This window comes from Shewanella pealeana ATCC 700345 (genome assembly GCF_000018285.1).
GTDB lineage: Bacteria > Pseudomonadota > Gammaproteobacteria > Enterobacterales > Shewanellaceae > Shewanella > Shewanella pealeana.
In genome coordinates this window covers 3,016,384-3,036,684 of record NC_009901.1, presented here as the reverse complement: position 1 = coordinate 3,036,684, position 20,301 = coordinate 3,016,384, and the positions used below count along the sequence as shown (strand labels likewise).

Annotated in this window: 17 protein-coding genes; 10 read left to right on the top strand and 7 right to left on the bottom strand. The window is 42.0% G+C overall.

What is annotated here, in order from left to right; genetic code table 11:
* The first annotated feature begins 128 nt into the window (after positions 1 to 128).
* On the top strand, positions 129 to 1,004 hold the full coding sequence (locus SPEA_RS13165) for an NAD(P)-dependent oxidoreductase (protein WP_012155718.1): 876 nt from the start codon (positions 129 to 131) through the stop codon (positions 1,002 to 1,004).
* Between the two features lie 78 nt (positions 1,005 to 1,082).
* Here the strand turns inward: SPEA_RS13165 and cdd are convergent, their stop codons facing one another.
* Positions 1,083 to 1,973, bottom strand: coding sequence for a cytidine deaminase (gene cdd, locus SPEA_RS13160; RefSeq protein WP_012155717.1), 891 nt, complete (start codon positions 1,971 to 1,973; stop codon positions 1,083 to 1,085).
* Positions 1,974 to 2,068: 95 nt separating this feature from the next.
* Positions 2,069 to 3,481 (bottom strand): exodeoxyribonuclease I, encoded by a 1,413-nt coding sequence (gene sbcB, locus SPEA_RS13155; RefSeq protein ID WP_012155716.1) that lies wholly within the window; start codon positions 3,479 to 3,481, stop codon positions 2,069 to 2,071.
* 491 nt (positions 3,482 to 3,972) lie between these two features.
* On the opposite strand from sbcB, the gene rlmA reads away from it, so the two are divergent.
* Both rlmA and SPEA_RS13145 read left to right on the top strand, forming a co-directional pair.
* Complete coding sequence (rlmA, locus tag SPEA_RS13150) at positions 3,973 to 4,779, top strand: 23S rRNA (guanine(745)-N(1))-methyltransferase (protein ID WP_012155715.1); 807 nt, start codon at positions 3,973 to 3,975, stop codon at positions 4,777 to 4,779.
* A 302-nt stretch (positions 4,780 to 5,081) separates the two neighbouring features.
* On the top strand, positions 5,082 to 5,288 hold the full coding sequence (locus SPEA_RS13145) for a cold-shock protein (RefSeq protein WP_012155714.1): 207 nt from the start codon (positions 5,082 to 5,084) through the stop codon (positions 5,286 to 5,288).
* A 401-nt stretch (positions 5,289 to 5,689) separates the two neighbouring features.
* On the opposite strand, the gene SPEA_RS13140 is transcribed toward SPEA_RS13145, so the two are convergent.
* The 4 genes from SPEA_RS13140 to SPEA_RS13125 all read right to left on the bottom strand — a co-directional run bounded on the left by SPEA_RS13140 (position 5,690) and on the right by SPEA_RS13125 (position 9,139).
* Positions 5,690 to 6,595, bottom strand: coding sequence for an ABC transporter ATP-binding protein (locus SPEA_RS13140; protein ID WP_012155713.1), 906 nt, complete (start codon positions 6,593 to 6,595; stop codon positions 5,690 to 5,692).
* Positions 6,592 to 7,401 (bottom strand): ABC transporter permease, encoded by an 810-nt coding sequence (locus SPEA_RS13135; protein WP_012155712.1) that lies wholly within the window; start codon positions 7,399 to 7,401, stop codon positions 6,592 to 6,594. The genes SPEA_RS13140 and SPEA_RS13135 overlap by 4 nt, the downstream gene beginning before the upstream one ends.
* Positions 7,402 to 7,526: 125 nt before the next feature.
* Positions 7,527 to 8,177 carry a YceH family protein gene (locus tag SPEA_RS13130; RefSeq protein ID WP_012155711.1) on the bottom strand — a complete coding sequence of 217 codons (651 nt, stop codon included), beginning with the start codon at positions 8,175 to 8,177 and terminating at the stop codon, positions 7,527 to 7,529.
* Between the two features lie 128 nt (positions 8,178 to 8,305).
* Positions 8,306 to 9,139, bottom strand: coding sequence for a CvfB family protein (locus tag SPEA_RS13125; RefSeq protein WP_012155710.1), 834 nt, complete (start codon positions 9,137 to 9,139; stop codon positions 8,306 to 8,308).
* A 622-nt stretch (positions 9,140 to 9,761) separates the two neighbouring features.
* Between SPEA_RS13125 and speA the strand changes: the two genes are divergently transcribed.
* From speA to SPEA_RS13090, 7 genes are all read left to right on the top strand, one after another.
* Positions 9,762 to 11,675 (top strand): biosynthetic arginine decarboxylase, encoded by a 1,914-nt coding sequence (gene speA, locus SPEA_RS13120; protein ID WP_012155709.1) that lies wholly within the window; start codon positions 9,762 to 9,764, stop codon positions 11,673 to 11,675.
* A gap of 266 nt (positions 11,676 to 11,941) precedes the next feature.
* Positions 11,942 to 12,862 carry an adenosylmethionine decarboxylase gene (locus SPEA_RS13115; protein WP_012155708.1) on the top strand — a complete coding sequence of 307 codons (921 nt, stop codon included), beginning with the start codon at positions 11,942 to 11,944 and terminating at the stop codon, positions 12,860 to 12,862.
* A 24-nt stretch (positions 12,863 to 12,886) separates the two neighbouring features.
* Positions 12,887 to 13,816, top strand: coding sequence for an agmatinase (gene speB / locus SPEA_RS13110; protein WP_012155707.1), 930 nt, complete (start codon positions 12,887 to 12,889; stop codon positions 13,814 to 13,816).
* A gap of 141 nt (positions 13,817 to 13,957) precedes the next feature.
* Positions 13,958 to 14,596, top strand: coding sequence for a pyridoxamine 5'-phosphate oxidase (gene pdxH, locus SPEA_RS13105; RefSeq protein ID WP_012155706.1), 639 nt, complete (start codon positions 13,958 to 13,960; stop codon positions 14,594 to 14,596).
* 203 nt (positions 14,597 to 14,799) lie between these two features.
* Positions 14,800 to 15,375 (top strand): YceI family protein, encoded by a 576-nt coding sequence (locus tag SPEA_RS13100; protein ID WP_012155705.1) that lies wholly within the window; start codon positions 14,800 to 14,802, stop codon positions 15,373 to 15,375.
* A gap of 367 nt (positions 15,376 to 15,742) precedes the next feature.
* Complete coding sequence (locus tag SPEA_RS13095; RefSeq protein WP_012155704.1) at positions 15,743 to 16,096, top strand: DUF3802 family protein; 354 nt, start codon at positions 15,743 to 15,745, stop codon at positions 16,094 to 16,096.
* Positions 16,097 to 16,666: 570 nt separating this feature from the next.
* Entirely contained in the window at positions 16,667 to 17,542 is an 876-nt protein-coding gene (locus SPEA_RS13090) for a putative ATP-dependent zinc protease (RefSeq protein ID WP_012155702.1), read from the top strand.
* An 85-nt stretch (positions 17,543 to 17,627) separates the two neighbouring features.
* Here SPEA_RS13090 and SPEA_RS13085 read toward each other — a convergent pair whose 3' ends face one another.
* Entirely contained in the window at positions 17,628 to 20,228 is a 2,601-nt protein-coding gene (locus SPEA_RS13085; protein ID WP_012155701.1) for a PDC sensor domain-containing protein, read from the bottom strand.
* Positions 20,229 to 20,301: the final 73 nt, after the last annotated feature.

The window sequence follows — 20,301 nt, the reverse complement described above, 5'->3', positions numbered from 1 at the left end:
TAAAATCATTAATGAAAGCTAGCCTTTGGGCTGGCTTTTTTATTGCCTGTTTTTTCTGTTTTATTTATGGACTAGCCTTTAGAATGAGTAAAAATTCTAATTACCTCACTCTACAAGTAGGAAGTAAAATGGCTAAAGTTGCATTTATTGGTTTGGGCGTGATGGGTTACCCCATGGCCGGGCATCTTGTTAAACATGGGCATCAAGTCACGGTTTATAACCGCACAGAGGCGAAAGCTCAAGCTTGGGCAAAAGAGCATGGCGGCGAATATCAACTCACTCCAAGAGCGGCGGCCGAAGGACAAGAGATTGTTTTTGTATGTGTCGGAAATGATGACGATTTACGTCAGGTAACCTTAGGCGATACCGGTGCTTTGGCTGGTATGGACTCTGAAAGTATTTTAGTTGATCACACTACAGCTTCTGCCGATGTTGCCCGAGAAATTAACGCGGTAGCGCTGTCATTAGATATTGGTTTTATGGACGCTCCTGTATCAGGCGGACAAGCTGGCGCTGAAAACGGTGTCTTGACTGTGATGGCTGGCGGCGAACAATCAACATTCGATACGGCAAAGCCTGTCATTGACAGTTATGCTCGCTGCGTAGAGTTGCTAGGTGAGGTTGGAGCTGGACAACTGACTAAGATGGTTAACCAAATTTGTATCGCTGGTGTGGTCCAAGGTCTAGCTGAAGGCCTGCATTTTGCTCGAAGCGCAGGCTTAGATGGTGAAAAGGTCGTCGAAGTGATCAGTAAAGGAGCGGCACAATCCTGGCAGATGGAAAACCGTTATCAAACCATGTGGCAGGGCGAGTATAACCTTGGTTTTGCAGTTGATTGGATGCGTAAAGACTTAGGAATTGCGCTCACTGAAGCGCGCCGCAACGGCTCTCACTTGCCGTTAACGGCTTTAGTCGATCAATTTTATTCAGAAGTGCAGGGTCTTGGTGGTTCTCGTTGGGATACATCGAGTCTTTTAGCAAAACTGGAAAAGAATCGTGGTTAGGCTTTTAGTTTAACCCAACAAAAAGGACCACATTAGTGGTCCTTTTTCGTCTAGACTATTTCTAAAAATAGTCAGCTTTTACTCTGGCTCAACCACAATATGTTCAAGCTCAACAGCTGCAACACTGTGCAGGGCGTCCATAGCCGCGCCTACCAACGATATCACCCCTTTAGAAGACTCAATCAACACCGCGCGATTAATTTCGCTGAAATCGCGGTTATGACGCGCCATGGTCGATAACGCCATTTGCATGGGTTGCATTGATGGGTTAAACGCAGCGTTCTCGGCGTAGCGTCCACAGTATGTCGCACCATCTTTAGTCTCTAAAACGACAGAAGCATAGGCTTTAGTGTAAGGCGCATAGCTTAGTCCTGCATGATCTAACCCTTCGATGATCATCGGGTCGTTAGAATCTAATGTCAGCGTCTGCTGCTGTTTTGAAAGCAAAGGCTCAGTGACATCAAGATCGCTTGGGCCGAATGCATAAGGCAAGTAGTGAGAAAGCGGCGCAGTGGCTTGGTCAGGTAAGTGAATGTTAACTTTACCACCGTCAACGAGCTCATTGATAAATTGACGACAATGGCCGCAAGGTGAGGCATTGACTATGATGTCTTCAATAATGCTTTCGCCGCTTAACCATGCGTGGCTAATGGCGCTCTGCTCAGCATGTACGGAATGAAAAAGCGCTTCACCTGGCAATTCAATATTCGCGCCCATATAGATATCACCGCTTTTACCTTTAGCGATAGCCCCTACATGAAACTGACTAATCGGCGGTCTGGCTAAAGCGGCTGCAATGGGAAGCAGGGCTAAAAGTAGTTCGTTTAGCTCCATCTTGCTTGCTGCTTGTAGCTCTGCTAACTGCTGAGCATCGATATGGCCAGCAAAGTCTTTATCGAGCAATGGTACGATAGCGGTTGCTAGTGGCTCTGGTAACTTAGCTATGCTTTTTAAGAACCGGTCCTGCATATGCTATTTCCTTTTATTAACACTAATGAAGTATCATTCTAGTAACCTTGTTACACCTAGAACGAGACGAAGATCTCAGTTGCCACCTATAAAGCTTATAGGTTTCTAAGATAATGACATAAAGCCTGTAATAATTTTTGCTTAGATTCGTCTTGCTCGGTCTCTTCAAGCAAGTTTTCTAAACGAATGATGTAATCAGGGTCATTAAGTCTAGTTTGACAAAACTCACGCCAGCGATACTGCTCACTATCATCGAGCGTTTCTGGATAATTACGTGCGCGATATCTAAATAACATTTCAGAAAGTCGCTGGTCATCAAAATCAAGTTCTAACGCTGCGAGATTACGGGGTTGTGTATGACGAATGATCTCAATCTTTGCCTTGTCGGCACTGCTAAAGAAGCCACCACTATATAGGGCCTGATCGGGGTCAACCGTTTTGCCTTCATGCTCTACATCAAATACCGCAACCAATTTTTCGCGTAATTCAGGGTGCTGCTTAAGCTTTTTGTACTGTGCTCTGGCAAAGGCCTTATCAAAATCGAGTCTTGCTGCATTTTCGTCAGTTAACGTATTAGCCGCTGCAATAAATGGACTCTTATTGATATGGATTTGCTTTAACCCAATAGGCAACTCATCAGGCGCTAAATCACTGCGACGGGTATACATACGCTCACGGATCTCTTCGACACTTAACTCAATCAGCGGTGTGACATCCATGGCAAGATTAACGCAAATAACGGCATTTTTATTGGTGGAGTGATAGGCCACAGGCGCAATGATTGTAGTGCAACCATTAAGCGCACTAATTTTAGAGCTGACATGAACGAGTGGCTTCATCTCTAGCACATCGATAAGTTTAGAGACTTGCTGTTTTAGTCTAAGGCTAAAGTAATAATCAAACAGTTTTGGCTGTACTGATTTAATTAGCTTTGCCATATCAATAGTGGCATATACATCAGACATCGCATCATGGGCTTTTTCATGGCTTAAGCCATTGGCCACGGTAAGCTGCTCAAGCTTAAAGCTTGGCGAGCCATCTTCTTTCTCTGGCCAGTTTATGCCTTCAGGTCTAAAGGCGTAGCAGGCACGCACTAGATCGATAATATCCCAGCGGCTGTTGCCGTTTTGCCACTCACGGGCATAAGGGTCGATAAAGTTACGATAAAAACCGTAGCGCGACACTTCATCATCAAAGCGCAATGAGTTGTAACCAACCACACAAGTCTTAGGCTGACTAAAGAGGCTATTAATCTTGTCCATGAACTCGGCTTCAGGCATACCTTTTAAGTTAGCAAGTTGCGGAGTAATACCTGTGATCAGAATAGCTTCAGGCGACGGTAAATAATCATTCGCGAGCTTACAATAAAAGGTTTCTGGCTCACCAATGATATTAAGGTCCATATCTGTGCGCACACCAGCAAATTGAGAAGGCCTGTCTTTCGCTGGATTGGCGCCGAAGGTTTCATAATCGTGCCAGAAGAGGGTGGGTTGGTTATTGGTAGACATATATTGAGTGGCTATCACAAATAATAATTACGCCTATCATAGCACTTGAGTGATTTGAATGTCTTAGTTCGTTCGCTTTGATTAGGCTATTTGCTTGAGTTTATGCCTGTTTACTGACTGGATCGAAATAGGTAAGCGAAGTAGAATAGCGCTCCGTTTTTATGCTTTGATGATGTTTGCGTCTGCCAAGTATCATTCACACCAATGATTAAACCAATCACATACCTAATATGGTTGCTAAAGCTTTAATAATAGGTTTATCAAGGTTTGTAGTGCCTGTTTATGAAGGTCGAGAAAAAGCGACGATTGAAGTCATCATAGCCTTATTACTCGTTAATACTCTGGAGCAATCAAAGTACTCTCCTAGCTGAGTATGAGACGATCGTTAGCCAGTTTAAGGCTGAATTTAAAGTGTTACATTTTTCATGCGAGGTAGAAGTATGAGCCTAAGCTTTACTTCTAAAAGCATGGTCTTTTTTGGAGATTGAAAAATGATTTACCGCTGCCCATTATGTGAACAGGCTTTATCAAAACAAGATAAGACCTGGTGCTGCCCAGCAAACCATAGATTTGATTGTGCAAAAGAAGGGTATGTGAATCTACTACCTGTACAGAAGAAGAAATCGAGCGATCCCGGTGACAATAAAGAGATGATGTTCGCTAGGCGCGAGTTTCTCAATAAAGGTTATTACCAGGTCCTTAGTGACAAGGTCAATCTTTTAGCTAACGAGTATTTAGATGGTGCGCGCTCTGGCTTAGATATTGGCTGCGGGGAAGGCTATTATTCAAATCGCTTGGTTGAGAGCTTATCACCAGATTTTGTTCTTTATGGTGTCGATATCAGTAAATCAGCTCTTAAGTATGCAGCAAAGCGTTATCCAAAGATCGCTTTTAGTGTCGCCAGTGCCTTTGATATGCCATTCCCTGATAATAGTTTCGACTTTATGTTGCGTATTTATGCGCCGTCTCTAGATGTAGAGCTTAAACGGGTGATTAAACCGGGCGGGATGTTAATTACGGTTTGCGCTGGGCCTAGGCATCATTTTGCTCTTAAAGAGTTAATTTATGACAACCCAAAAGAGCACACTCAAGAAGCTTCACACATAGAGGGCTTTGAGCTAGTTCATCAGGAGCGGATTGAGCAGTTGTTAACACTTAGCGATTCTGACGACATCGGCCATTTCTTAAAAATGACACCTTATAACTGGAAATTAACAGAAGAACAAAAATTAGCATTGGCTAATTCTGGCTTGAGTTGTGAGTTAGATTTTAAAGTGGAAGTCTTTAGAGCCTTATAAATCAAAGGTTGCAGCTTGGTGGTTGTTTTTTAAGCGGTTGTTGTGGTTTAAGTTTGAACGGATAGAAATTATTTTTTGATCTTTTTAGCAAGCTGCAGAAATATAAGTAAAAACACCTTAAATAACGATACGAATGAGTGTTGACTTATGATGAGAATGGTTTATAGTGGTTGCAGCTTGAAGGTTAGGCTTATTTTTATGTGTTCAATACGACATGTTCGTCCTGTTAACATTAAGTAAACCGGCATTTTCCAGCTCTACTGCCGTTAAGGCTTTAATTTATATTTACAGGATTCAATATTATGTCTCAAGTTACTGGCGTTGTTAAGTGGTTCAACTCTGATAAAGGTTTCGGATTTATCGAGCAAGAGTCTGGTCCAGACGTATTCGTTCACTTCCGCGCTATCAACTCTGACGGTTTCAAGACTCTTGACGAAGGTCAAAAAGTTCAGTTTACTGTTACTCAAGGTCAAAAAGGCCCACAAGCTGAGAACGTAACTGTAGTTTAAGTTACCAGCTTGATTAGCACTAGCTAATCACAAAGAATTTTGAAGAGCCGTGGTTTACCACGGCTCTTTTTTCGTTTCAAGTCACTAGCAATAGTCACAGACAATTTATCATCTCCCTTAAAAGTCTTTTCACTCCTCCTTTGCTCTAATTGATTTTTGCGCCGTTTTTCTCTCGTTTGGCGATATCAATCTTTAACGTTTGAATCTAGTCTGTTTTGAATCATTGCAGTCGAATGCTTGTTTAGACCTGCAAGTTCTCACACACATACTTCAGTGCTTCCACATTTCACTGTTACGCATTCTCAGTTTGCATTCAGGCCTGAAATCTACTCGGTCATATGGCTGATTGGGAAAATAAAAAAGGCGCCGAGCGGCGCCATTTCATTCTACATGCTTGAAAATCAAGGCTGAGAAAACAGCTTTTCCTCTAGGGTGCGTCCTTTCAAGATAGCCTTATATTGCCAATTGTGTTGTTTAAATAAGCTGAGTAAAGCCATTTCGATAGCATAAGTTTCTTCGCTATTATGCTTAATTAAAAACTGGTTGGCTTGACGCTCATCGATAGAGCTAATGTCGGCAAGCTCCATTACCGCCGAGATCAAGGCACTTGCATCACATTGTTGCATGGTAAGTGTCAAGTAATCTTCATGTAGTGACTCTTTCATTGATACCGATTGGCTTAGTTGGCCTTGCTCAAGATAGAGTACTTGATCACATAGTTTTTCTAGTTCGTCCAAATTATGTGAGCTGATGATGAAGGTCGTTGTATTGGAAAGTTTCTTAACTAATTCTCTGATCTTCTTAGCATTTGCAGGATCTAAGCCTGCTGTTGGTTCATCGAGAAGTACTAACTCAGGCGAGCCGATAAGAGCTTGAGCGATTGAAACACGCTTCGACATACCATGGCTTAATGATTTCGGCTTTTGCTGTGCACTGTCGACCAAGTCGACCAATGTCAGAACTCTTAGTCCTTCGGCTTTAGCCGCCTTAGCCGAAAACCCCTGTAGACTTGCAAACAGCGTTAGCTGAGTGATGATATCAAGATTTGGATCGAGCGCAGCATCTTGAGGAAGAGAGGCGACTCTACCTAGCAATGCAGCGCTGCCAGGTTTTTCTCCTAGTAAAGACACTTCTCCTGAGGATGGTGTGATAAATCCGCACAGCAGGCTAAATAAAGTGGTTTTACCTGCGCCATTAGGCCCAACTAATGCTATAGGGCTGCCAGCTTCTAGGGTAATGCTCACTTGACTTAAGGCTTGTTTACCACCGTAGGACTTAGATAAGCCCTTGCAACTCACTAAGCTCATAATGCGCTCCTATTGATATATATTTTGCCTAATAACAGCAACGCAATGGCTTGTAATAATGGTACCGGAGCGTAGATAAAGCTGCCTAAACCTTGGGTATTTATCATCAAGGAGATTTGAGAGCCTGGAAGGATCCACTTCAATTCGCTGATAATGGGTAAATAGTTGTTGATGATAGCGATGCTCACCGACATCAGGGCCCAAACTAAGATTGCGTAGATAGTAGCTTGGCGAGCCGAATTGGCATAAAGCGATAATAGCGCCATCAACGCGGTATAAGGTAATAATACTATGATGAGGTTAACTGTAACGATAAGGCCTGAGAATAGAGCCGGCATTAACAGTGTTGCATCTCGGCTAACGGCAAGCACAATTGTGGCAATGACGGTCAATACTAGTAACAGACTCTGTAATGCCATATGACCTAGGTAACGACCAAAAAACAGGCTGTCTCGCCCTGTTCTCAGAGTGTAGAAGCGGAAGGTGCCTCGTGACTTATCGGTTGCGAATTGGTCTGCGGATACAAAGATGCTAAATAGTGGGAAGATATAAAGCGCTGCAATCCAATAGACAGCCATTTCCGCCACTGGCCATTTAAACAGTTTGTTTACCGCTTGTGGGCCGAAGATCCCTTCGATTAAGCCTCTAAAATCTGGGTTGAGTAAGAAGCTTGATGCACCACTAATAGGGTAGAGCAAAATGAGTAGCCAAACGAGCGAAAATGCGACGAGTGCAATTAAGCCTCTTGGGTTAAAAAGCATTTTTTTAAGCTCAAACTGAGCGAGTAATAGCGTATTTTTAAGCATGCTATTTTTTTGGGAGCTGTTTTGCAAACTAATCCCTTAATTGTTAGATGTTGTCATTAAAGTCAGATTAACACCTATTTTTGCTAGGCGTTAATCTTAACCTTGTAAGAGGATGTTATTGCAGCTTAATTATTAAGTAAGCTTTGCAATTGAGCTTTAAGCTCAGTGACTTCTTGCTCAAGCGTGCAGACTCTCGCTTCTAAGGCACTCTTTTCTTGTGGGCTTGCGGTTTCAGCTCCTAAGCTAGATGATAATGCTTGCACTAGATTTGCATCGACTTCGCTAAATAGTTGGCGATAGCGTGCTTCACGTTTACCCGGTTCTTTAGCTAAAAGCATAACAAGAGGCGCTTCTCGTCTGTGTAGCTCGTTTAAAGTAGCCTCGACTTCGCTTACATCATGAAAATCATGTAGGCGGTTACTGCGAGTCCTGAGTTCTCCAGGTGTTTGCGGTCCGCGAAGGAGTAGAAGACAGATAACGGCCAGTTCGGAAGATTTCAGCTGTAAATCGCTAAATTCGGTATTGCAGAAACGGTGCTTGTATTTCACCACTCGGCTGCCAAAGCCTGATTGCTCTGAGATCAATCGCTTCTTAGTCAGTGCATCTAAGGTATTTTGTACCTCTGACTCACTAAGATTGAGCACGGGTTCTCTGCTGGTTTTTTGATTGCAGCCTGAGGTTAAGCTGTTGAGGGAGAGGGGATATTGCTCTGGGGTAGTGATCTCTTTTTCGAGTAAAACCCCGATAACACGCGCTTCATGTGGAGTCAGTTCCATATTAACCTCTTAATAAAAAAGCATGGCTTTGTTATAACAGAGCCATGCTTTAATGCAAAGGTGGTTTAGTGCGCTTAACTATCTAAACTCTTCAGTTGCTGGGTTTGTAAGCAACTTCTGCCTATAGATTAGTCTGCTAGACGGATCCCATCTGGTGAAATAGTGATCTGCTTACTCTTATAAAGGCCACCGATACTCTTTTTAAAGGCTTTCTTACTCATAGACAGTTGTGAATAGATCACATCAGCATCGGTCTTATCATTGAGTGGTAGGAAACCGCCAGCTTGATTTAGTTTAATCATGATAGTGACAGAGTGCTTATCAAGCTCCTCTTTCGCGCCTTTTTGTAAAATCAGATCGATTTTACCGTCGCTTCTCATACGCTTAATAAAGCCTTTCAGCTTTTGGCCAAAACTTAAACGCGTATAAACTTCATTTTTGTACAATACGCCCCAGTGGGTATTGTTTATGATGGCTTTATAACCAAGATCGGTTGAGCCACCAATGATTAGATTAACTTCTTCATCATTGCGGAATTTAGGTTCAGATAAGTCGAGGAATTTATCGACTTTAGCAGATGCAACGATACGGTCGTCGACATGGCTGGTATAGATGTAAACCAAGTAGGACTTACCCACCTCGATTTCTCTGTGTTGCTCACCAAAAGGTAATAACAGGTCTTTTTCTAAGCCCCAATCCAAAAAGGCGCCATATGGGCCATTTTCTTTTGCTTCTAGATAAGCAAATTGACCGACTTGTGCATAAGGACGCTTAGTCGTTGCAATGATCATATCTTCTGAGTCTAAATAGAGAAACACATTGACCATATCTCCAACATGGCAATCCTTTGGTACAGCTTTGCGAGGAAGAAGTACCTGGCCCATCTCTTTAGCGTCTAAATAGACACCAAAATCAACTTGTTTGACGACTTCTAACTTACAGGTTTTGCCTATCTGGATCATGATGTTCTCTACTTTAAAAACAGTAACGATTAAATTCAGCTGGGATTATAGTGGAAAACGTTCCAATATGCTTTAGCCTGTTGAAACTAATGCCCTAAAGAGCTGGCGTTCTGTAATTAAAATAGGGCATTTATCACGAATAAGGTCATAAATGGTACGTTATGTTATCGCGCTATTATAAGGTGATAATAAATTAGCACTAAATGCGCATATGAGTCTTGCATTATCACTGTTCTCAAGGTTTAATTGCGCCGCAAAAATTCTGTGAGAAAAGTGCGTCGTTCGTGCTCTCATTTTTTGAATAAAAAATACCGAACCGCGGTTAGGTAATATTGAAAGTCACAAATAGTTTTTTATGGATTAGGTTTTACATGCTAGCTTTAAGAGCATACATTCATTAGTAACCGTAAAAGTAGTGAATCCCCTGATTTAAACAGGCGATTTTACTGGGTATAGTTAATACTTATTGAGGGTAGCGCTTGCGATGTTACTGAGTGTTAATCCAGACAATTTGTACTTTGTAGATGAATCGGGATGTTACTGATTCAAATAATCGCAAGTTGATTGAAACGACAAAGAATCGATCAACTTATTTGAGTTAAATAGACAGGTTAGGACAAATATGAGCAATTGGTCTATTGATGATGCACGCGCAAGTTATAACGTAAATCACTGGAGCCAAGGACTATACGGCATTAGCGATGATGGAGAGGTGACTGTTTCACCAGATCCAAGCCGCCCAGATTGTAAGATTGGTTTGAATGAAATGGCAAAAGATATGGTTAAGTCAGGTGTGGCTTTACCCGTTTTGGTGCGTTTCCCACAAATTTTACATCATAGAGTAAATAGTGTTTGTCAGGCATTTAATCAGGCAATTAATAAGTATCAATATGAAAATGATTACTTACTGGTTTACCCGATTAAAGTGAACCAACAGCAAACTGTTGTTGAAGAGATCCTTGCCAGCCAGGTAGCAAAAGAAGTACCACAGCTAGGTTTAGAAGCGGGCAGTAAGCCGGAGCTAATGGCAGTACTGGCGATGGCTCAAAAAGCCAGTTCGGTGATCATTTGTAACGGCTATAAAGATAAAGAATATATCCGTCTTGCCTTAATCGGTGAAAAGCTAGGTCACAAGGTGTATATCGTCCTTGAGAAGATGTCAGAGCTTAAAGTCGTGCTTGAGCAAGCTAAAGAGCTCGGCGTTACGCCGCGTCTTGGTTTACGTGTCCGTTTGGCATTCCAAGGTAAAGGTAAGTGGCAGGCTAGTGGTGGCGAGAAGTCAAAGTTTGGATTGAGTGCTGCTCAGGTGTTGCAAGTGATCAACTCACTTAAGCAGGAAAACATGCTTGAGTCATTAGAGTTGTTGCACTTCCACTTAGGTTCGCAAATCGCCAATATTCGCGATATTCGACAAGGTGTTAGCGAGGCTGGCCGTTTCTATTGTGAGTTGATGAAACTTGGCGCCAGTGTTAAGTGTTTCGACGTGGGTGGCGGCTTAGCTGTTGATTACGATGGTACGCGTAGCCAAAGCAGCCATTCAATGAACTATGGCTTAACCGAGTATGCTAACAATATCGTGAGTGTTCTCACTGATATGTGTAAAGAGTATGAGCAGCCGATGCCGAGAATTATCTCAGAATCGGGCCGTTACTTGACTGCACATCATGCGGTATTACTAACTGACGTGATTGGTACTGAAGCGTATAAGCCTGAAGATATTCAGCCTCCTGCAGAAGACGCACCTCAGTTACTGCACAACATGTGGCAGTCTTGGATCGAAGTCAGTGGTAAAGCCGATCAGCGCGCCTTGATTGAGATTTATCATGATTGCCAGAGCGACTTAACTGAAGTGCACTCGCTGTTTGCCGTTGGTCAGTTAGGTTTAGCTGAGCGTGCATGGGCGGAGCAGGTAAACTTACGCGTATGTTACGAACTACAAGGTAGCATGAGCGCTAAGTACCGTTTCCACAGACCGGTTATTGATGAGCTAAACGAAAAACTAGCAGACAAGTTCTTCGTTAACTTCTCATTGTTCCAGTCACTTCCTGACGCTTGGGGTATCGATCAGGTATTCCCTGTAATGCCACTATCAGGACTTGATAAGGCGCCAGAGAGCAGGGCGGTAATGTTAGACATCACCTGTGACTCAGACGGTACAGTGGATCAGTACGTAGAAGGTCAAGGTATTGAAACAACGTTACCAGTACCTGCTTGGACACAAGAGAGCCCATATTTAATCGGTTTCTTCTTAGTCGGTGCATATCAAGAGATTTTAGGTGATATGCATAACTTGTTTGGTGACACTAACTCAGCCGTTGTTCGTTTGGACGACGATGCGCGCACTAACGTTGAGTCGGTATTGGCCGGTGATACGGTTGCCGACGTGCTTAGATATGTGAACTTGGATGCGGTTTCATTTATGAGAACCTATGAAGAGTTAGTGAACAAGCATATTGCTGAAGACGAGCGTGCTAATATTCTTGAAGAACTACAGTTAGGTCTTAAAGGTTACACTTACCTAGAAGACTTCTCGTAATTGTATGGATAGTCGAGTGGGGTTAGCAGCCGAAGTATTTTTATAAAGGCTAGCAACTGCTCTCGAGCTACATAACCAGCTTTAAGCTCGCTTGAAGCTGGTTTTGTTTTTAAGCCTGACATAGCCAAGACAATATCATCAGGATCTTATGACTTAGATTTCATCTAAGCTTGTATAGGAACTTTAATGGTGGTTTTGCGTTCAAACAACTTACGTTAGATGAGAGCTTTCATTAGCTGGCTGATATTTGAAGGAATTACGATAAGATGTTTTTTGAAGGGTCGGAGAAGAAAATAGAGCTACACATGAGTCGTAGTGCTGTTTCATTACGATCTTTGCCTAAAGACTTTTGGCAGCAAGCACTTGCAGAGGCCGGAGCCGAGATCTTATCGGTGCTTTCAAATCAACACTGTGATGCCTATGTGCTGAGTGAATCGAGTTTATTCGTCTGGGAACGTAAACTGCTATTAATCACATGTGGAAACACCCGCTTAGTCGATGCTGCCACTTATATGATTACACAGCTTGGTACAAAGTTTATCTCAAGCTTAAGCTATCAACGTAAGAGTGAATTTTTGTCTTATCTCCAAGCAAGCCGCTTCGAGGATGATATAGAGCAACTTAAGGGCCACATACCGGGCATTGCATATCGAGTAGGGCATTTAGATAACCACCACCATTACCTATTTTGTAGTCAACCGACCCAAGATAGGAATAGTGGTGCGAGTTTGTTGATGTATCACATCAAAGGTGAAGTAGCTGAGTATTTACGCAGCGATAAACAATCAAGCGAACAGATCCGCTGTTTATTGCAATTAGAGCGGTTATTACCTCAGTTTCAGTTTGATGATTACCTATTTAAACCATGTGGTTATTCAGTCAATGGCATGTTTGAAGATAGGTTTATAACCATACATATCACACCTCAAGAGCGAAGCTCTTACGTGAGTATTGAAACAAACTTGAATTTTTCGCAATATCCGTTCAATATTTTCTCCGAGTTGTTGAAAATATTGAGCCCCAGCAGTTGGGACATCATTGGGATGAATACGCAGATTAACAATCAAGACTTCCCTTCTCATCGAAGGCTAGCGAGTTGTAATCTACAGTTAAATCAACTTAATGAATTTAATTACAATCACTATATTCAAGCGGACAGTGAAATCCTGTGTGCAGAAGTATTGTGACTCTAGACACTTTATGGAGTATTTATGACCACTATTGCAGATAAGCCTGATTATTCGCTTTATTCAAATGCATTTGGTTACTTAAGACAGCCGCTAGACTTCAAACCATTAGAAGGCGATGCGGATGTTGTAGTGTTAGGCTTACCTTTTGATATGGCTACTACGGGTCGCTCTGGTGGACGTATGGGCCCAGGTGCAATTCGTAATGCTTCAGTAAACCTGGCTTGGGAAGAAACTCGCTGGCCTTATCAGTTTAAACTAAGCGAGCATGTTAAAATCGTCGATGCAGGCGATCTCGTTTATAACTGTGGTGATTCTGCAGACTTCACACAGCGTGTTGAAGATTTCGCAACTAAGATCTTAGAAGCTGATAAGGCTATGCTAAGTTTTGGTGGCGATCACTTTGTGACTTTGCCCCTGCTACGTGCTCACTATAAGAAGCACGGTAAGATGGCGCTATTGCACTTTGATGCACATACCGACACTTATAGCCAAGGTAGTAAGTATGATCACGGCACCATGTTTTATCATGCGCCAAACGAAGGGATCATTGCTGCAGAGAACTCAATTCAAGTCGGTATCCGTACTGAATACGATACTTCCAATCATCTTTTCAAAGTTATCGATGCGGCGGCAGCTAATGAAATGACTGCTGATGAGATCGTTGCACAAATTCGTGAACGTGTTGGCGATATGCCGCTATACGTGACTTTCGATATTGACTGTTTAGACCCAGCTTTCGCTCCTGGCACAGGTACGCCAGTATGTGGCGGTTTGACCAGTGACAAGGCGATGAAAATCATTCGTGGTTTAAAAGGCATGAAGATTGTGGGTATGGACGTGGTTGAAGTGGCACCAGCCTACGACAGCGCAGAGATCACTGCTTTAGCGGGTGCTACTTTGGGCCTAGAGATGTTGCACGTTTGGGCTGAGTCTAACGGCAAGATCAAATAAGTCATCATAGCTAGCATGTTAGATGAAAATATCTAGTTAGGGAGTGTATTAAAAGGCTCCCGTCTAACGGCTAAGATTGTTATGATTAAAGAAGCGCTCAATGAGCGCTTCTTTTTTTATGTGCTTTGAAAGGATTTTAACATGTCAGAGATCAGTGGTATCAGACGCGAATACACATTAGGTGAATTACATAATGAAGAGGTGCCTAGTGATCCTATGGACCTATTTAACGCGTGGTTGGAAGTCATTCGTGACTCTGACATCAAAGATCCAACGGCTATGTCGGTAGCGACAGTCGATGAGAATGGCCAACCTTTCCAAAGAATTGTATTGCTCAAGCGATTTGATAACCATGGTTTTGTATTTTTTACTAATCTTGAGAGCCGTAAGGCTCAGCACATCGCTAATAATGCGCAGGTTAGCATTCTATTCCCTTGGCACAGTTTAGATAAGCAAGTAGCCGTTACCGGTATTGCTGAACCCTTATCTAAAACAGAGGTGCTTAAGTACTTTATGAGCCGGCCTAAGGAGAGCCAAATAGCCTCTTGGGTGTCTAAACAGTCGAGCCCTATTAGCGCAAGAAAAGCACTCGAGAGTAAGTTTGCCGAAATGAAAGCCAAGTTCTCTCAAGGTGATGTACCGCTGCCAAAATTTTGGGGCGGTTATCTTGTTAGGCCAAAAAGTATTGAGTTTTGGCAAGGTGGGGAACATCGTTTACACGACCGATTCATCTATACCAAGAAAGAAGAGAGCTGGGAGCACACTCGTTTAGCTCCATAACTACCGTTATTTAAAAAGCCGCATTGTTTGCGGCTTTTGTGTTTTTGGCGATCCCTTCTAATATAAATGAATGTATTGTGAGTTATTGGTCTAACAATTACGGAGCTAGTGGTTTAAAAATTAGCACTTGTGAATAGAAAATTGTTGAATTAGATTAAGCTTAACTATCAAGGTGGAAAACTAAATTTCGAGAGGAAGTGAAAATGAAAAGTATAATCATAGGCCTATTATTGCTGCCTTTGTCGCTGGTAGCTTCAGCAGGGACCTGGACTGTAGAAAATGACAGCTCCAATGTAAGCTTTATATCCATTAAAAAGGGAGATATTGCTGAGGTTCATCATTTTAACTCTGTTGCAGGAACCTTGAATGATAAAGGGCAGTTTGATTTTTCAATCGCCTTGGCAAGTGTGGCAACAAATATCGACATTCGTGATGAGCGTATGGACTCTCTGCTATTTGAAGTGGATAAGTATCCGAAACTGACTCTAAAGGCTAAGGTCGACCCTAAGTTACTTGCAAACTTAGCGATAGGTTCGGTGACGGTAGCAACTGTTGATGCCGAAGTAGCCTTACATGGCAAGAAGCAAAAAATGGCTTTTACGGTAAGTATCGCAAAGCTATCTGACTCTCACATGCTTGTTGCAAGCGTGGCACCTATCATAGTGAATGCTGATAGTTTCGGTATGACTGCAGGCGTAGAGAAGCTGCGTGAAGTCGCTGGTTTATCGGCAATCAGTAAAGCGGTACCAGTCTCTTTTATGCTGAACCTAAAGCAATAGCAATAAAACACGTCTAAGCTGAGTAAATTGAGGGCTGTATAGTTATTTTAATGAGTGATTCAGCCTTTTTTTGTGCTTGTTGCCTAACGCTTTGTGTCCAGCCAATATAAGTACTTGGTATTTAGCAATTAGTACTTAGCACTCAACTGAAGCTTGGTGGATTTGGTTTTGTGGTTAGGGGACTTAATTTTGCGGTAAGTGTTACGTGCTGAATTGCAAAATTGACACGGCTTAAATTGAGATGATTTCAATTAGCAAGAAACTCAGATAGTATCTTGTCTTAGAAGATAAATAATAAAATTGTTACGCATCTTACGCTATAGAGAGAACTCTCCGTGTGTATAGATTTGTGTATTTTGAGTTGAGTATGGTTACCGATAAAGACGGATATGTACACCTGATCCAGTATTTGACTGAGCATTTAGGGATATTTGAAAACTCACAGCAACACAGCGCCATTGAAGAGACTGTGATGGAGCTGTTTGAAGAGCAACTCGCCGCACAAATTATCATGGTTTGTGGCCAAAACCCTTCATTGACTTTCTCTCAGAGAAATCTGGTGATCCGAGAAGTCGATGCCATTGTGTATGATCTTGAGGAGATCTTAGCTCGAGTCGCTAGTCATAAGGCTACCGCCGAGCAAACTCGGTTTATTTGTGAGTTCTCCTGTTTAATTAAGAATCTGTTCGACCAAGAAATTGCTAGATTAACTGCTGAATGATGTCTGAAGTTTTATATTTAGTTACAGTTCTCTCTCGCTATCTGCTTGTTGCCCTTAACCTAAAGGCCTAATGTTGCAGTATCGATGTGGGAGAGTACTATGCTGAGTAATATAAGAACATCTCTGAATAAACAGCATATGTTTGTATATGCTTGTTTACTGATATTTTGGTTTTTTCTGAGATTGTTTAGCGAAAATGCGCTTGATCTTGGTTGGGGCTTTTTTCCTTTAGTAGTGTCTTTGCCATTTGTGCCCTTTGTCTTAGTCTGGCTAGCTGTGCAGTTTTATCGGCATTTAAGGCTGTTTAATACCAGCTTTCATCGTAAATGGCATGTATGTCACTGTACCTGCACTTCAACACTATTTGCTTTGTTTGTATTTCAGTTTATTTATTAAATGCAACAGTTTAGCGCTTAATGTTAGCGAAAAGTAATTGTTTCTTTTGCTAAAGTGCCAGTATTCATACAGCTTTGCTGTGTAATACTACCCACCTCTTCATTCTACTTTATTTCTTGCTATCATAAAGCCAAGTAAGTCTATGTTAATCATTAATCATATTAAGGAATCACGATGCTTAAAAAAGTAGGATTGTGTTTATTACTACTGACGTCGTCTTTGTCGGTAGCTGCGAGTGAGAAAGCAGTTATTGGTTCTACCGCCAAGATGTCGGTGGCCCATGCAGGCCTTTCTTATGCTGCGCGCATCGACACCGGAGCGGTTAATACTTCATTGCATGCCTATGATATTGAAGTTGAAGGTGGTAGCGCTAAGAAGATGAAAGATAACATTGGCAAGATGGTCTCCTTTACAACTGAGAACAATGCTGGTGAAAAGAAGCGCTTAAAGGCCAAGATAGTTAAGACCTCGAGAGTCAGTAACTCTCAAGGTACAGAGACCCGCTATATGGTCGACTTAGATGTTGGCTTTAAGGGCAAAGAGAGAAAGGTTCGGGTTAACCTTAGAGACCGTCGTCATATGGACTATAAGCTGCTAATCGGTCGTAATTGGCTCAAAGATCGCTATGTTGTTGATGTGTCGGAGAAGAAGTTAATTGGCCCGACGGCACCGATTAGTATTGTTGAATCTGGGTTAATCTTTAAAACCCGTATTGATACGGGGGCGGTAGAGAACTCATTACACGCCTTTGACTTAAAAATTGAAAATGAAGATCCTGACATGGAAAAAAATGTCGGTAAGGTGATTCATTTTACCACTGAGAATGAAAAGGGAGAGTCTCATGTGGTTAAGTCTCGCATCGTGGAAACCTCATTGATCAGAAACGCACAAGGAAGTGAAATCCGTTATATGGTCGAGCTTAATATTGGTGAGCCAGGGCAAGAATATAAAGTAAAGGTGAACCTAAGAGACAGAAGTAAGATGTCTTACAAATTATTGATTGGTCGCAATTGGCTTCAGGGGCACTACATTGTAGATGTGTCGCTTTAGGTTCGTTTATTACGTCAATAAATAGCACTGTTAGAAAAGACACCCGCACACTTAGCTTTATGTTTAAGGTGTCTTTTCCGTTTCCTTACGTAGATAAGTTGTAGCTTACCAAAGTATTAAATTCAGATTTTGCTGGTAAGGGCGTTATACTCAGTTGCCCGTTAAACTCACTCTTTAACCATACAGAGAGTGCCGATAGGGTTCCTTTTACCTCTGCTTTATCAAGTGTCATTTGAAGCTCTGCTAATTGAGTCTCATCGAAGCCTCTTCCATTATCATATATTGTCATCACTATCTGCTGATTCGCTTTGCTTAAGCCGATCTTCATATTTTGAGTCTTGCCTTGCTGATAAAAAGCATCGGTAATGGTATTACTGATAGCTCGATAGAAAATGAGTAGAAAATGCCAATGGACTCCTTCGACAATCAGCCTGTTATCGCTATCTATTTCTAAAACAATATTTCTTGTGGCTAATTTGGGTTGTAACAGCGCGACAATATGTTCAAGCAGTGAGACTAAGTCGATAGGTTTGGCTATATAATCCTGTGCGGAGAACAGGTACTCAAGATGTCTTAGTCGCTCAGTTTGATCGGCAAGTTTGGTGTTAAAGTCAGTCACATTGATTTCGTCATTTGCAAGCCTGTAAGCACTGGCTGCTAAATCGTCTTGTTTTCTGAATATGGGTTTTACAATAGCTGAGACAAGAGAAGGGTAAAGTGTTTGATTCTCACGCTTTACTCTCTCAAAGTTGTTTTGGCGGTTATTCTCAAACTTGGCTTGTTGACTCTCACTCTGTAGTCGTTTATTCGTCAGCTCTAGTTTTTCAATGACACGAATATTGTCTGAGGTTTCCTGCCTAAGGATCTCAAACTGTGCTCGCTTCTTAAGCTCAACCTCTTTACTAGCACTGATATCAAATGCGATTGTACCAACAGAGGTTAGCTCTTTTTTCTCATTGAAAATAGGAAACTTAGTGACAAGGTAGATATGTTGATTACCATCGAGCGGGAAGCTTTGCTCGTAACTTAATTCAAGCTTTTCATTGAATACAATCTGATCTTTTTCCTGATTTACCTTGGCTATATCTTTAGGCATTATCAGGTGGTCTTTAGCTCCTAGTATCTTCTCTCGCTTAAGTGATAGCACACTGCAGAACTGGTCGTTGACTAAGGTAAATTCGCCTTTTTTATTCTTGATAAATATCAAGTTGTGCGCTGAGTTTAGTACTGAGTTCAGCTGCTCTTTTTTCTCTTCTAATTCAGTTTTAGACTGCTGTTGAACATCTAATTGTTGCTCTAATGCTAGGTTAGTGGCGTCTAAGCTAGCTAGGGCTATTTCTAACTGCCGAGTCCGAGAACTAAAGGCCTTGGCGAGCATACCAATTTCGTCATTGCGTGTTGTCGCTTCAAGTTCAATTTTGGCTGGGTTTGAATCATTTAAAGCACGAACCATACGACTAATCGGCGTGATAAACAGTTTATTTTGCACGATGAAAAGGAGTATAAGCGCAAATATTTGTATGCTAACTAAGTAGATGCCAACAGAGCTTGCTAATGACTCGCTGTTATAGGCGATACTCGAGATGGGGGTGACTAAGACAATCTTCCAGTAGGTTCCCGGCATTAAGAATACGGTGACAATCACGGGCTCCTTAAGTCTTGGATCGCTATCAAGTTTAAGGCTTGCTACAAGCTCTACCTGTTGGAGTTTGTTATTAGCATTTTGATTTATCAATGCCACAAGCTTAGCGCGTTCATGCTCAGGGACATTTTCAATAACATTTGCGAGTTGTGTCTCTTCATAGGCTTTATTGAGATTAGCCCGTTGAATAAAATCGGTATCAACCTGTTTGATGGTTTGTTGAAGTGGCTTGAAAGAGGGATGCTTTTGGGCAAATGTGGCAAACGGTTGAAACAGCGCCTGCCTATCGACAGTGCCGTTATTGTCCAGATCTGGATAGGATAATAATCGGTTTTGTTGGTCAAGCGCGAATACATAGCCTCCTTGGCTCGATATTGCGGTGTTAAAAAAGTTATCTAGACTCGATAGTGCGACATCTACCGTGGACACTCCGATAAATTCATGTTCCTGCCACATAGGGACTGATGCTGTCAGCATTGCTTTTTGGGTAAAAGGGTCAATATAGGACTTAGACCAGTAGGTCGTATCCGTTGGGTAGAACTTTGCGGGAACGTACCAATCTTCTTGGTAGTAGGGCGATATACCTTCTGCGTTATAGTCGTTGACTGCAATCAGCTCATCGGCAAAATTTCGTGCCCAAAAGAAACTGTCTTTTTGATTGTTAGGAGCAAATAAAAACGGCTCGGGCCATACTCCACCGCCGAGTATGACTTCTTGTTGCCCAGGCTGATCTAATAGCGCTGGTATTGCAGTTTTTAACTCTTGAGGGCTATGTTGGTACAGTTCGCCCAATGCACCAATTGATACGGCTAGGTTTTCAATTTTATTGGTTTTTTGCTGCAGTTTAGCAACGATGGTTTTGCCCTGATTGATACTCAAAAACTCTTGGTTATCAATTAAACGTTCTGTTTCAATGGTTTTGAGAAACCATACGCTGGTGATGATGATAACAGCGGCGACGAGCAGTTGAACCAACATAAACTGCATCGGTAAATTTGAGCGCCAGTCGGTTAATTTTGAATATTGTCTATTGGGTTTAGCCATGTATAGTTATCTGCTCAAATAATCAATTTCCCCCTCCATTGGCATCCGTACTAAATAAGATATGGGGCTTGTA

Coding starts and splice junctions, on each gene's coding strand:
- SPEA_RS13090 (WP_012155702.1), top strand. CDS start 16,667: ATGCTTAAAAAAGTAGGATTGTGTTTATTACTACTGACGTCGTCTTTG.
- pdxH (WP_012155706.1), top strand. CDS start 13,958: ATGTCAGAGATCAGTGGTATCAGACGCGAATACACATTAGGTGAATTA.
- speA (WP_012155709.1), top strand. CDS start 9,762: ATGAGCAATTGGTCTATTGATGATGCACGCGCAAGTTATAACGTAAAT.
- SPEA_RS13125 (WP_012155710.1), bottom strand. CDS start 9,139: ATGATCCAGATAGGCAAAACCTGTAAGTTAGAAGTCGTCAAACAAGTT.
- speB (WP_012155707.1), top strand. CDS start 12,887: ATGACCACTATTGCAGATAAGCCTGATTATTCGCTTTATTCAAATGCA.
- SPEA_RS13095 (WP_012155704.1), top strand. CDS start 15,743: ATGGTTACCGATAAAGACGGATATGTACACCTGATCCAGTATTTGACT.
- SPEA_RS13135 (WP_012155712.1), bottom strand. CDS start 7,401: ATGCTTAAAAATACGCTATTACTCGCTCAGTTTGAGCTTAAAAAAATG.
- SPEA_RS13115 (WP_012155708.1), top strand. CDS start 11,942: ATGTTTTTTGAAGGGTCGGAGAAGAAAATAGAGCTACACATGAGTCGT.
- SPEA_RS13145 (WP_012155714.1), top strand. CDS start 5,082: ATGTCTCAAGTTACTGGCGTTGTTAAGTGGTTCAACTCTGATAAAGGT.
- SPEA_RS13165 (WP_012155718.1), top strand. CDS start 129: ATGGCTAAAGTTGCATTTATTGGTTTGGGCGTGATGGGTTACCCCATG.
- SPEA_RS13085 (WP_012155701.1), bottom strand. CDS start 20,228: ATGGCTAAACCCAATAGACAATATTCAAAATTAACCGACTGGCGCTCA.
- SPEA_RS13140 (WP_012155713.1), bottom strand. CDS start 6,595: ATGAGCTTAGTGAGTTGCAAGGGCTTATCTAAGTCCTACGGTGGTAAA.
- rlmA (WP_012155715.1), top strand. CDS start 3,973: ATGATTTACCGCTGCCCATTATGTGAACAGGCTTTATCAAAACAAGAT.
- sbcB (WP_012155716.1), bottom strand. CDS start 3,481: ATGTCTACCAATAACCAACCCACCCTCTTCTGGCACGATTATGAAACC.
- SPEA_RS13100 (WP_012155705.1), top strand. CDS start 14,800: ATGAAAAGTATAATCATAGGCCTATTATTGCTGCCTTTGTCGCTGGTA.
- cdd (WP_012155717.1), bottom strand. CDS start 1,973: ATGCAGGACCGGTTCTTAAAAAGCATAGCTAAGTTACCAGAGCCACTA.
- SPEA_RS13130 (WP_012155711.1), bottom strand. CDS start 8,177: ATGGAACTGACTCCACATGAAGCGCGTGTTATCGGGGTTTTACTCGAA.